The sequence below is a fragment of the Variovorax sp. Soil_C_26 genome, from assembly GCF_057657075.1.
Genome location: NZ_JBDGJC010000001.1, coordinates 938,492 through 950,716, shown reverse-complemented (window position 1 = coordinate 950,716; position 12,225 = coordinate 938,492). Strand labels below are relative to the sequence as shown.

Here is a 12,225-nt window from a genome sequence, read left to right as displayed (position 1 = left end):
ACCGACAATGGGCGCCTGTAGGACGCCGCAATCGCGACCGGTGCGATTGCGGCGCTTTCGTCTTCACTGGAGTTCCCGAAAAATGATGTCTGTTCCTCGACTGGCCGCCGTGTGCGCTGCGGCACTGTTCGCCGCCGGCTGCGCCGCACCCACCGCATCGACCGCGCCCGTGCCGCCCGCGCGCACGGCCGCGGCCGCACCGATCAAGGTGAAGGTTTTCGTGGCCGCCATGTTCGAGATCGGCCAGAACAGCGGCGACCGCGCGGGCGAGTTCCAGCACTGGTACGAGCGCTACTGGAAAGGCGCCGCGCCCATCGCCGTGCGTGGCGCGCTGCAGCCGGCCTACTGCAATGCCGACGGCGTCTGCGGTGCGGTGCTCGGCATGGGCAAGGTCAATTCATCGGCTTCGATGCAGGCCATCCTGCTCGATCCGCGCTTCGACTTCTCCGAGGCCTACTATGTGATCTCGGGCGTGGCCGGCACGCCGCCCGCGCGCGGCACCATCGGCGAAGTGAGCTGGGCCACCTGGCTCGTCGACTACGATCTCGGCCACCGCTGGGCGCCCGAGGAGAACAAGCCCGGCGAACCCACCTTCATGCCGCGCAAGGGCTACGAGGAATACCGCCGCTTCAAGCTCGATCCCGACCTGGTCGGCTGGGCCATGAAGCTCAGCGCGGACACACCGCTCAAGGATTCCGATAGCGCGCGCAAGTACCGCCTGCGCTACCCCGATGCCGCCGCGCGGCGTGCGCCCTTCGTGGGCACCGGCACCCACATGACCGGCGACACCTTCTTCCACGGCCCCGGCATGTCGAAGCAGGCGCAGTACATCGCCAAGCTCTACGGCGCCGACGACTACGTCATCACCGAAATGGAAGCTGCCGCGATCACGCTGGTGATCCAGCGCAGCCACGGCACCGGCCGCGTGATGAGCCTGCGCGGCGCCGTCAACTTCGACCAGGGCAATCCGAACGAGACCACGCTGCAGCACCTCGACCCGGCGCCCGGCGAGACGGCCGGCGGTTTCGCCGAGACGGTCGAGAACATCGCGCTCGTGGGCACGCGCGTGGTCGACCACATCGTCGCGAACTGGCCGCGGTGGCAGCGCGGCGTGCCGAAGCCCTGAGCGCGCTCAAGGCGGCTGCAACGGCTGCAGGTGCCAGGTCACGTTGAAGTCGAACGGCGTCCATCGGCTCACCGTGACGCCCGCCTGGCGCAGCGCGCGGCCGGTCCAGGTGTTGCAGGTCTCGAACAGGTGATAGCCGCCTTCGGCCTCGTAGAACGCGTCGTCGTTGCCGTAGTGCGCACCAGCGATGGGCGTGGCGCGGCCTTCGGCCAGCGTCGCGCGCACGTAGCCGACAAGCCGCGCGTACTGTGCCTGCGAAAGCGGCAGGTGCCAGGCATTGCCTCGTAGCTGGGCACGCGTGAGATAGGTCACGTGGAGCAGCGCGCGGTTGCCGCCGAGCAGGGCGCCGAAGGCGCGCGGCACGGTGAGATCGGCCCAGGTCGGCGTGTGCAGGTAGAACTCGCGGTCGCCCCAGCCGATGGCGACGAACTCGGCCTCGGGCGCCACGGCCTTGAAGTGCGCCGGCGGAAAGAGCTGATCCCAGTCGATGGTGGCCGAGCGGATTGGGAAGACCAGGTCGGTGTGCACGCCGTTGCTCAGCACCCAGGCCTCGACCGCGGGCGGCTGCGTCGGCACGCGCGCAGCCGGGTTGGCGGGCCAGAACATCAGCGCGCAGGCCGCGGCCACGTAGAGCCCTGCAACCATCACCAGGCCCGACAGCAAGAACGCGACGCGCCGGAGCCAGCGTGCCATTGCAGGTCCGCCTCTCAGAACAGCGACGCGGTGGCCGACACGGCGGCACCGGCGGCGGTAACGGCGCGTGGCGTGGCACTGCCCGGCGCCGCCAGCGCCTCGGCGCTCCCGGCCTTGGCCAGCGCGCCCACGCGCACGCCCAGCAGGCGCAGTGGCCGTTCGAGCGGCACGCGCTTCAGGCACAGGCCGCCCGTGTGGCGGATCGTCTTCGCATCGTTCGTGAAGCGGTCGATGGTCTGGTCGCGCGTGGCGATCTTGAAGTCGTCGTAGCGCAGCTTGATGCCGATGGTCTTGCCGACGTAGCCCTTGCGCTGCAGGTCCTCGGCCACCTTCTCGCACAGGTGGGTGAAGATCGCGCCGAGCTCCGCGCGGTCGCGCACCGCGTGCAGGTCGCGCTCGAAGGTGGTCTCGCGGCTCATCGAGACCGGCTCGCTCTCGGTCACCACTGGCCGGTTATCGCGGCCCCACGCGACCTCGTGCATCCAGGCACCGGTCGACTTGCCAAAGTTCTCGATCAGCCAGCCCCGCTCGCAGGCGGCGAGCTGGCCGATGGTCTCGATGCCCAGGCGCTTGAGCTTCTCATCGGCCTTGGGCCCGATGCCGTTCACCTTGCGGCAGGGCAGTGGCCAGATGCGCGTCTGCAAGTCGTCCTCGAACACCACCGAGATCCCGTTGGGCTTGTTGAACTCGCTCGCCATCTTGGCGATGAGCTTGTTGGGCGCCACGCCGATCGAGCAGGTCAGCCCGGTGGCGTCGAAGATGGCTTTCTGGATCAGCCGCGCGAGCGTGCGGCCGCCCTCGCGCTGGCCGCCGGGCACGTCGGTGAAGTCGATGTAGACCTCGTCGACACCGCGGTCCTCCATCAAGGGCGCGATCTCGGCGATGACCTTCTTGAAGGTGCGCGAGTACTTGCGGATCTCGTCGAAATCCACCGGCAGCAGGATCGCCTGCGGGCAGAGCTTGGCGGCCTTCATGAGGCCCATGGCCGAGCCCACGCCGAACTGCCGCGCCGGGTAGGTGGCGGTGGTGATCACGCCGCGGCCCACGTAGTTCTTGAGCCGCGCGAAGGCCCCCACCGGAATGTCGGCCAGCGTGCCGCCGGGCGGCAGGTTGCGCATCGCCTCGTCGACGCTGCGGCGGCCGCCGCCGATCACCACCGGCAGGCCCTTGAGCTGCGGATAGCGCAGCAGCTCGACCGACGCGAAGAAGGCGTCCATGTCGAGGTGGGCGATGCGGCGAAGTGGCGGTGTTGGCGCGGGCGAGGAACTCACGGCCCCGATTGTCTCGCGGCCGGGGTGTCCTTGCAGGCGCTGCCGCCCGGCTGGCCTGCATGCCAGAATGCGGCCGACAACGGTTTTGACCCGACCGTCCGATGGCATGAACACACCCATGGCAACGAAAGGAATCCCCGGCATGGATGACGAAGTCGAAGGTATGACGATCGCCCTGACACCGGTGCAGATGGCGGCGGTGCTGGGCGACCAGGAAGTGCCTGAATCCGCCAGCCTCAGCAACCGGCTCTGGGGCACGGTCGGTCTCGTGGGCGGCGTGGTCGAACTGGTCGGCGCCGGCGTGCTGTGCCTCGCGCCGGAGCCCACCATGGTGAGCAAGGCCGGCTGCGTGGTGCTCGGTGTGCACGGCTTCGACACGCTCGCCACCTCGGGCCGTCAGGTCTGGACCGGCGTGCCGCAGCGCACCGCCACCGCCGTCACCGCGACCTCGGCCGCCGAGGCGCTGGGCGCTTCGCGCGAGACGGCCGAGGGCATCGGCCTGGCGGTGGACGTGGCGATGCCGCTGGCGGTGACTGCCGGCCTCGGCGCCGCGCGCATCGTCTCGGTGATGCGTGGCGGCCGCATCCGGCTGGTCCAGCACGAGGCCGCCGCGGGCACTCGGCTCGGCGGCCACACCATGGCCCGCCATGTGGGCCAGACCGATGCCCAGCTCCTGGCCCGCGTGCGAACCCCTACGCGCCCAGGACCCAGGGCCGTGTCGACATTCAGCGATCTCGCCACGGCGGAGCGCGCCATCTCCGAGACGCTGCGCGCCAACTCGGCCGCCGTGAAGGCTTGGTCGCGCACCGCGGCCGCCGGCAGCAAGTCGCCGGAAATCGAGCATGTGGCGGGTTACGTGGTCGGGCGGGGCGTGCAGTTCGGCAGCACGGCGGTCAACGACCTCAGCGGCGTGCGGATCATCCTCAAGATGGAAAGCTACAACGGCAAGCCGTTCTACATCCTGACCGCTTATCCGATCTGAGGGCGGCCGTGGCTGTGCCGACGCGCTACAACCTGCTGGGCGACCTGACCGGCATCTACTTCGGCCAGGACGCCGATATCCTTTTCGGCGAAACGGCCGAGGAGATCATCGCGAGCCTGCGGGAGACCTGGACCGCTGACGAGGTGCATGCGTTGCGCACGCAAATCGTCGCGTTCATGAACGCGCACCGCGACCCGGTCGAGCTGGAGCAGGTGTTCTCTCGGGATTTCTGCCGCTCGTACCGGCCGCCGGAATTCGGGAACACCGCCGAAGAATTCCTCAGGTCCGTGCTGCTTGCGTTGCCGCTTCGCGGCTGAGCGCGTAACGGCCTGACCGTCGGAGTCGTGCGGCTACAGCAAGCCCGCGGCCTCGCCCGTGGTCCACACGTCGGCCCCGAGTTCCTTGGCGAGGGCCGCAATGAGCTGCTGGGTGCGCGCACGCAGCGGGACGATGCGGTCCCGAAGGCCTGCGCGCGGCAGCGTCACCGCGACACCAAAGTCGTCGGAGTCGGGATCGCTCTCGCGAATGTAGAGCGTGCCATTGCGTGCCCACACTTCAAGTTCCCAGCCTTGGTCCTGGTCGTCGTAGATCAGGCCTTCGTCCGTTCCGGCCAGCGCCTGCAGCACATGGTCCATGGCCGCAAAGGTGTCGTACCAGGGAAAGGACAGGCGCACGCCTGCCTCCTCGTTGTCGAAGCGCAGGTCGAGCCAGAAATACTGCCGCACCTGGTCCAGCTTCATGCCATGCCGGCGCGCGAGGTCGACGATGCGGCGGTAGTAGGCGGCGAGCTCCGCCTCGTGGCCGGGCAGCTCCGCGCTGCGCACCTGCAGCCGTTCCGCGCGCGGAAACGAAGGCAGCACTAGCGGCTCGGGCCGCTGGTAGGCCGCGGCCTGGAATTCTTCCGAAAGGTGAAAGGCGATCTCGGGCTCCAGCGCGGTGATCGGTTTGGCGTCGGCGAACCAGGATTCCACGTGCACGCTCCTGAAATGATCGAGCGGAGGATGTTAGCCGGACGGCGCCGTGGCATGCTGGCGTTCCCACCTCGAAAACTCTTCGACGAGCAGATGCCATGCACCGCTACGAACTCCTCGAGAACCTCACGAGCGTCTACTTCGGCCAGGATGCCGACGTGCTCTTCGGCGAGACCGGCGCCGAGATCATGGCCGAGTACAACCAGGACTCGACCCCCGGCGAGCGCAACGCGCTGCGCGCCGAGATCGCCGATTTCGTGCAGACCCATCCCGCGCTCGAAGCCGATTTCGCGCGGCTGTTCGAGCGCAACTGGTTGCCGCCCGACTTCGGTGCGACCGCACGCGAATTCCTCGACCACGTGCTCGCCGCGCTCGCGCCCTGAGAACGCTTGCCTCGGGCGCGCGCTCGCGCGATCATCCGTGGCATGCAAACCGTCGCATCCATCCTGTGGCGCCGGCTCGACGTACCGGGCCATGACGCCTGCCGTCTCGAGCGCAACGCCTCGGCATGGCAGCTCGACGGCGCCGCCGTGTTCCGCCTCGAGGACGGCCGCAACGGCCAGCTGCACTACCGCGTGCGCTGCGACCTGCACTGGCACACGCAGTGGGGCACCGTGCGCGGCTGGCTCGGTGGCGCGGCGGTCGACCTGGCGATCGCGCGCGATGCGCGCGGCCTCTGGAAGCTCAACGACGAGCCGGTGCCCGACCTGTCGCACTGCATCGACCTCGACCTCGGCTTCACGCCGGCCACCAACCTGCTGCAGCTGCGCCGGCTTCATCTGGCAGTGGGCGAAGGCGCCGACGCGCCGGCCGCCTGGGTCGACCTCGACGGCGGCGGCGTGCTCACCGAACTCATGCAGCGCTACGAGCGCACCGCCGACGATGCCTACGGCTACGAGGCGAAGCGCTTCGACTATGCGGCGACGCTGCAGGTGACCGGCGACGCCTTCGTGCGCGACTACCCCGGCCTCTGGATCGCAGAGGCCTGAGCGGTCGGTCAGTCGAACTGCGACCGGTCCCCAGCCACCAGTTCCCGGTTCCGCCGCCGGTCCGCCGCGATCTCGCGCGCAAAGTCGTCGCTGCTGCCCACGGCAGGGATGTTGTGCGCCTCGCGCAGCCGGCCTGCGAGCGGCGCGCCAACCAGCAGTCGATTGATCTCCGCATTGAGGCGCTGCACCACCGCCGCCGGGGTGCGCGCCGGCGCGAAGATGCCGAAGAGCGAATCGCGGTTCGCCCTCTCGAAGCCCAGTTCCGCTAGCGTGGGCACCTGCGGCAGCGCCTCGATGCGCGCGGGCGCGCCCACCGCGAGCGCGCGCAGCCGGCCGCTGTCGATGTACTGCAGCTGCTGCGCGGCGACGTTGGTCGACAGCACCTCGAAGTGCCCCGCGAGCGCATCGTTGAGCTGCGGTCCGCCGCCCTGGTAGGGGACGTGCGTGATGTCGAGGCGGCCCTGCAGGCGCACCTGCGCCAGCACCATGTGTCCGAGGGTGGCCACGCCCGAGGTGGCCCAGCGCAACGCGCCGGGATGGCTGCGCGCCAACCCGACCAGGTCGTCGAAGCTGCGGCCCGCGAAGGCCGGCGTGCCGACCACCAGCACCGGCGTGCGCATGACGCTGGCCACAGGCGCGAAGCCGCGCAGCGGGTCGTAGGCCACGCGTGCGAGCAGTGGATGCAGGGTGAGCGGGCTGATGGCCGAGAAGGCGAGCGTGCAGCCGTCGGGTGCGGCGCGCGCGAGCGCATCCATGCCGACACTGCCGCCCGCACCGGCGCGGTTTTCGACCCGCACCGGCACGCCGAGGGCGTCCGCGAGCGGCTCGGCCAGCGCACGTGCCATGCCGTCGCTGACACCGCCGGGCGGGTACACCACGATCAGCCGGAGGGGCCGCAGCGGCCACGCCGGCGCAGCGGCCAGCACCAGGCGCGGCGCGGCGCAGGCGGCTGCGAGCAGCGCGCCCGCCTGTCGCACGAAATGCCGGCGCGACGGCGCGGGCGTGTTCATCATGACCGCGGGGCCTCGGCGGCGAGCCGGCGCAGCAGCGCGGCGAAGTGCTGCGCGGGCAGGCTGTCTTCGTCGGCGCGCGACACCAGCGTGAGCGGCGCATCGAGCTGGCCGCCATCGGCGAGGCGCGCATAGGCGATCGCATGCGCGTGCACACCGGCCATCGAGGCCGGCACCACCGAGAGGCCGACGCCAGCGGCCACGAGGTTGAGGTTGGTCATCATGCGGTCGACTTCGGCCACCACGCGTGGACGCAGGCCCTTGGCAAGGCACAGCGCGAGCAGATCGGCATAGAGGCCGGGCGCGCCGGGGCGGCGCACCAGGATGATGCCTTCCTCGCAGAGCCTGGCGAGCGGCAGCGGGCGCGCACCCTTGCCGCGCGCCAGCCGATGGTCGCTCGGCATCGCGACGAGCACCGGCTCGCGCAGCAGCGTCTCGAACATCAGCCCCTCGGGCCGCGCCACCGGCACGCGCAGCAGGCCGCAATGCAGCCGACCGGCGGCCAGCGCCTCGGTGAGCGCGGCGGCGTGGTCCTCGCGCAGTTGCAAATCGATGTCGGGGTGCGCGCGCCGAAACGCGCGCAGCGCGCCGGGCATGAAGCGGTGCGCCGCGGCCGAACTCGTGAAGCCGACCGACAACGTGCCTGCCTGGCCGCTCGCCACGCGCGCCATGCGCTGCTTCATGGCCTCCATGTCCTGCAGCATGCGCAGCGCCTCGGCCTGGAACAGCCGGCCCGCATCGGTGAGCGCCACGCCGCGCGGATGGCGGCGGAACAGCAGCATGCCCAGCTCGCGCTCGAGCGCCTTGATCTGCAGGCTCAGCGGCGGCTGCTGGATGCCGAGCTGCTCGGCGGCGCGCGTCATGTGGCCCGTCTCGGCCACGGCGGTGAAGTACTTCAGCGCGCGGATGTCCATGGGTTGTCTCTCATATATTTTTTATATTGAACAGGCGGCTTTATCTTATTTGACCCGAAGTCATACGTCGACTTATCGTCCGGCCGCCTGATCAAACAACAAGCGGTCCATCGAGACTGCATGCCGGAGACGAACCCATGCGCCCACCGCGCCCGCCCGCGTCGATGCCCAAGACGATGTTTCGCGCCTGCCGCCCGTACGGCGCTGCGCTTGCCGTGTCGCTGGCGCTGGCCGCTTGCGGCGGCGGGGGAGGCGGCAGCAGCAGCGGCTTCTTCCTGCCACCGCCGGCCGCAGGTGGTCACCCATCCGGCGAAGACCCGCCTGACAATCCGCCGCCGCCGCCCGTGGTGCCGGTGCTCTCGTGCGCCGAACTGGCCGGCAGGAGTGTGCCGGCTTCGGCCATCGGGCTGCCGACGGGGGGCGCCACCGTGACCAGCGCCACGCCCGTTGCGGCCGGTGATCCGGGCAACACGCTCGGCGACCATTGCCGTGTGCGCGGCACCATCGAGCCCGTGGACCCTGCAGCGCAGGCGATCCAGTTCGCGCTCAACCTGCCCGAGCAGTGGAACCGCAAGACCATCCACTTCGGCGGCGGCGGGTTCAACGGCGTGCTGATCGACGGCACCGAGGCGATCCGCTTCGGGCCTGCGGCCAAGCCCGCGCCGCTTGCGCTCGGCTACGCCACCTACGGCGGCGACTCCGGCCACCAGTCGAGCAGCATCACCGACGCGCGCTTCGCAGCCAACGACGAGCAGCTCGCCAACTACGGCGGACTTGCACTCAAGAAAACGCGCGACGTGGCCCAGGCGCTGGTGCTCGCACGCTACGGCGTCGAGCCGGAGAAAGCCTATTTCCTCGGAACCTCCACGGGAGGGCGCGACGCGCTCAGCCACATCCAGCGCTGGCCGCTCGACTACGACGGCGTGATCGCCAACGAGCCCGCGCTCAACTACACCGGCACTCGGCTGTCGAACGTGGCCGTGGGCCGTGCGCTCTACGCAAATGGCGGTGCCGGCTGGATGAACGTGGCCAAGACGCTGCTGGTGCAGAAGACAGTGCTCGATGCGTGCGACAGGCTCGACGGCGCGGCCGACGCCATCGTGAGCAACGTCGAGAGCTGCCGCCAGCTCAATGCGCCGATCCTCGCCTCGCTGCGCTGCAGCGGCGGCACCGACAACGGCGACGGCTGCCTGTCGGACGCGCAGCTCGCGACGGTCCGCACCATCGAATCGCCGCTCGAGTTCGCCGGCTACAGCCTGGCCAACGGCGTGCGGCGTGCCGGCGGCTATAACCTGCTCGAAGGCGCCCTCGTGGCCGGCCCGTACACCTCGCGCGACCTCGGCACGCGCAAGGTGCCGGGGAACCCGGCCACATCGGCCGATGCGAACATGTACGTCACGGGCGATCAGTGGGTGAAGTACTTCGTCACCCGCGTAGCCGACTTCGACACGATGGCCTTCGATCCGCTCGACCCCGGCATGTACACCTCGCGCGTGGCCGAGGTGTCGCGGCTGTCCGACGCGACCGACCCGAACCTTGCGCCCTTCTTCGCGCGCGGCGGCAAGCTCATCATGCTGCACGGCCTGGCCGACGAGGTGATCAGCCCCAACTCTACGATCGACTACTACAAGCAGATGGTCGCCATGCTCGGGCAGGCCGCGGTGGACGAGAGCGTGCGCTTCTACACCGTGCCCGGCATGGGCCACGGCACCGGCGTGTTCATTCCCAACTGGGATTCGCTCGCCGCGCTCGAAGGCTGGGCCGAAAAAGGCCTGGCCCCCGAGACCGGCATCGCGGTGGATGCGGTGGCCGGCACCTACGGCCGCACCCGCCCGCTGTGCCGCTATCCGGCCTGGCCCAAGTACCGTGGCAGCGGCAGCCTCGATGCAGCCGTCAACTACAGCTGCGTCACCGAGGTGGGCGACCCGCTCGCCTGCCCGAACCTGCCCGCGGCACCCACCACCTACAAGGGCGGCAACAGCTTCGGTGAGGAACTCAGCGTGGCGATCGATCCTGCCACCATGGCCTACACCGTCACCGTCGATGCGAGCCTGCAGCGCGCGGCGGGCACCGTGCGCAGCGGCGCGCTGGTGTCGCAGGGGCAGTGCAGCTACACGAGCGGCGAAAGCGGCGCGGTGTTCTCGTTCGCGGCCGGCGGCGTGCTGCTGGGCGGCGTGAACGCGCCCGCTGGCGGCGGCTTCGCGCCGCTGCTTGCGTTCCGCGACACCTTCGAGAACGCGGCAACGCCCACGGTGTTCAATCCGGTCGCGAACATCTTCAATGCGGTGGGCGTGCAGCAGGGCGGTGCGGGCCCGGTGGCCTACGAAGGCGCGGTGCGCTTGCGCAATGCGGGCACTTTCCAGTACTGCCGCCATGCCGCCAGTTTCATCGTCTACGACGCTTCCTGCACCGACACAGAGAAGGGCTACATCAGCTACAACGCCGCACGCAACGCCTTCGACCTGCGCACCACCTCGCCCACGAGCGGCGCCACCACCACTGGCGGCACGCTCACGGGCTCGATGGTGATCGGCCTCGTCAACGGCGCCGCGCTGCCGCTGCATCTGGTGCGCGAATCGGCCGCGAATTTCGGCCTGCGCCTGTACGCGGCGCAGCAGAGCCTGGCCGCAGGCGCGGCCGATGGCAGCTACGCCATGGTCAGCGTGGCGGGGCAGGCCGGCGAAGCCACGCTGGCCGGCAGCAGTTTCAACCTGCGCGGGGCCGCAGCGGCGCTGCGCTACGACACGCCGGTGCCGGGCGTGGCCGAGGCCGATGCGGGCCGGCCCGGGCATCTCATCTTCAACAGCGGCGTCGTGGGATTCGTGACCGGTTCTGGCACGGATGCGGCGCTTGAACTCGGAGCAAGGCATTGATGAACACGAAACAGGCTTCCTCTCGGCGACATGCACGGCTGGCCTCGGCCGCCGGTCTCGCACTCGCGCTCATGAGCGGCGTGAGCTCCGCGCATGCCGCCCGCGCCACCGCGCCTGAGCCCGCTACGTGCCCGCAGCCCGTGCCCGAGGGCGCGCGCTGCTACACGGGCGCCGACGGCGCAGGCGCGTTCTACTGGATCGCGATCCCGAAGGACTGGAACCGCGGGGTGCTCGTGATGCATGCGCATGGCGGCCCCGAGACCGGCCCGCCCACCCTCGCGCGCAGCGAGAAGGACCTCCAGCGCTGGGCCGTCACGGTAAAGGCGGGCCACGCATGGGCCGGCTCCAGCTACCGCCGCGGCGGCTACGGCGTAACGATGGCCGCCGAGGACACCGAGCGGCTGCGCCGCATCGTCGTGCAGCACTTCGGTCCGCCGCGCCGCACGCTGCTGCACGGCCAGAGCTACGGCGCGGGCGTGGCCGCCAAGGCGGCCGAGCTCTATGCGCCCGCGGGCGGCGCCGTCAAGAGTCCGTACGACGGGTTGCTGCTGACCAGCGGCGTGCTCGGCGGCGGCAACAGCGCCTACGATTTCCGGCTCGACCTGCGCGTGGTCTACCAATACGTGTGCCGCAACCATCCGCGCCCCGACGAGCCGCAATACCCGCTCTGGCAAGGCCTGCCGATGGACGCGAAGCTCACGCGCAAGGACCTGGCCGAGCGCGTGCGCGAATGCACCGGCGTCGGCCTGCCGGCCGCACAGCGCACGCCCGAGCAGGCCGCGCGGCTCAAGACCATCCTGGCCGCGGTGAAGATTCCCGAGCGCGCGCTCGTCGGCCACCTGAACTGGGCGACCTGGCTGTTCCAGGACCTGGTGCAACTGCGGCTCGGTGGCCGCAACCCCTTCGGCAACGTCGGCGTGCGCTACGCCGCGCCGACCCCCGCCGAGGCCGACGCGCTGAACGCCGGCGTGATGCGTTATGCGGCCGATCCGCAGGCCAAGGGCGCGCTCGCGGCCGACAGCCAGCCGACGGGGCGCACTGGGCTGCCCACGCTGAGCCTGCATGCGATCGACGACCCGACCGCCTTCGTCGAGCTCGAAAGCGCCTACCGCCGCATCCGCGATGCCGCGGGCACCGGCGAGTTGCTGGTACAGAGCTTCAGCGCCGAGCGCGAGCACAGCTACCTGGCCGAGTCGCAGTACCCCGCGCTCTTCGATGCGCTGCTCGACTGGATCGACAAGGGCGAGAAGCCCACGCCCGAGCGGCTTGCCGCGCGCTGCACGGCACTCATGCCGCGTTACGACACCGACGGCAAGAACGGTTGCCGCATCCAGCCGGCATGGCAGCCGCCGCCGCTGGAAAGTCGGGTGCCGTCGCGCGCGCCCTGAATCTGCCG

The 12,225-nt window shown here is 70.2% G+C and carries 12 protein-coding genes; 7 read left to right on the top strand and 5 right to left on the bottom strand.

The features are described from left to right. Positions 1-82: 82 nt before the first annotated feature. On the top strand, positions 83-1,126 hold the full coding sequence (locus AC3A6G_RS04565) for a purine-nucleoside phosphorylase (RefSeq protein WP_487873169.1): 1,044 nt from the start codon (positions 83-85) through the stop codon (positions 1,124-1,126). Positions 1,127-1,132: 6 nt separating this feature from the next. Here the strand turns inward: AC3A6G_RS04565 and AC3A6G_RS04560 are convergent, their stop codons facing one another. Continuing rightward, on the bottom strand, positions 1,133-1,819 hold the full coding sequence (locus tag AC3A6G_RS04560; RefSeq protein WP_487873168.1) for a TIGR02117 family protein: 687 nt from the start codon (positions 1,817-1,819) through the stop codon (positions 1,133-1,135). 14 nt (positions 1,820-1,833) lie between these two features. Beyond that, positions 1,834-3,090 (bottom strand): Y-family DNA polymerase, encoded by a 1,257-nt coding sequence (locus tag AC3A6G_RS04555; RefSeq protein ID WP_487873167.1) that lies wholly within the window; start codon positions 3,088-3,090, stop codon positions 1,834-1,836. A 142-nt stretch (positions 3,091-3,232) separates the two neighbouring features. Here AC3A6G_RS04555 and AC3A6G_RS04550 point away from each other — a divergent pair, with 142 nt between their 5' ends. Both AC3A6G_RS04550 and AC3A6G_RS04545 read left to right on the top strand, forming a co-directional pair. Then, positions 3,233-4,072 carry an RNase A-like domain-containing protein gene (locus tag AC3A6G_RS04550; RefSeq protein ID WP_487873166.1) on the top strand — a complete coding sequence of 280 codons (840 nt, stop codon included), beginning with the start codon at positions 3,233-3,235 and terminating at the stop codon, positions 4,070-4,072. Positions 4,073-4,080: 8 nt separating this feature from the next. Beyond that, positions 4,081-4,389 carry a contact-dependent growth inhibition system immunity protein gene (locus AC3A6G_RS04545; protein ID WP_487873165.1) on the top strand — a complete coding sequence of 103 codons (309 nt, stop codon included), beginning with the start codon at positions 4,081-4,083 and terminating at the stop codon, positions 4,387-4,389. A gap of 33 nt (positions 4,390-4,422) precedes the next feature. On the opposite strand, the gene AC3A6G_RS04540 is transcribed toward AC3A6G_RS04545, so the two are convergent. Then, complete coding sequence (locus tag AC3A6G_RS04540; protein WP_487873164.1) at positions 4,423-5,043, bottom strand: hypothetical protein; 621 nt, start codon at positions 5,041-5,043, stop codon at positions 4,423-4,425. 98 nt (positions 5,044-5,141) lie between these two features. Between AC3A6G_RS04540 and AC3A6G_RS04535 the strand changes: the two genes are divergently transcribed. Beyond that, positions 5,142-5,426, top strand: a complete 285-nt coding sequence (locus AC3A6G_RS04535; RefSeq protein WP_487858441.1) for a contact-dependent growth inhibition system immunity protein — start codon at positions 5,142-5,144, stop codon at positions 5,424-5,426. 42 nt (positions 5,427-5,468) lie between these two features. Further along, positions 5,469-6,032 carry a putative glycolipid-binding domain-containing protein gene (locus tag AC3A6G_RS04530; RefSeq protein ID WP_487865845.1) on the top strand — a complete coding sequence of 188 codons (564 nt, stop codon included), beginning with the start codon at positions 5,469-5,471 and terminating at the stop codon, positions 6,030-6,032. Positions 6,033-6,040: 8 nt separating this feature from the next. On the opposite strand, the gene AC3A6G_RS04525 is transcribed toward AC3A6G_RS04530, so the two are convergent. Continuing rightward, a complete protein-coding gene (locus AC3A6G_RS04525) occupies positions 6,041-7,045 on the bottom strand; it encodes a Bug family tripartite tricarboxylate transporter substrate binding protein (RefSeq protein ID WP_487873163.1) in 1,005 nt (334 codons plus the stop codon). After that, positions 7,042-7,956, bottom strand: coding sequence for a LysR family transcriptional regulator (locus tag AC3A6G_RS04520; RefSeq protein WP_487858438.1), 915 nt, complete (start codon positions 7,954-7,956; stop codon positions 7,042-7,044). Before AC3A6G_RS04520 ends, AC3A6G_RS04525 begins: the two co-directional genes overlap by 4 nt. Before the next feature lie 137 nt (positions 7,957-8,093). Between AC3A6G_RS04520 and AC3A6G_RS04515 the strand changes: the two genes are divergently transcribed. Together AC3A6G_RS04515 and AC3A6G_RS04510 are read left to right on the top strand one after the other, a co-directional pair. Then, positions 8,094-10,829 (top strand): tannase/feruloyl esterase family alpha/beta hydrolase, encoded by a 2,736-nt coding sequence (locus AC3A6G_RS04515; protein WP_487873162.1) that lies wholly within the window; start codon positions 8,094-8,096, stop codon positions 10,827-10,829. Beyond that, entirely contained in the window at positions 10,829-12,217 is a 1,389-nt protein-coding gene (locus tag AC3A6G_RS04510) for an alpha/beta hydrolase (protein ID WP_487873161.1), read from the top strand. Before AC3A6G_RS04515 ends, AC3A6G_RS04510 begins: the two co-directional genes overlap by 1 nt. Positions 12,218-12,225 lie beyond the last annotated feature (8 nt).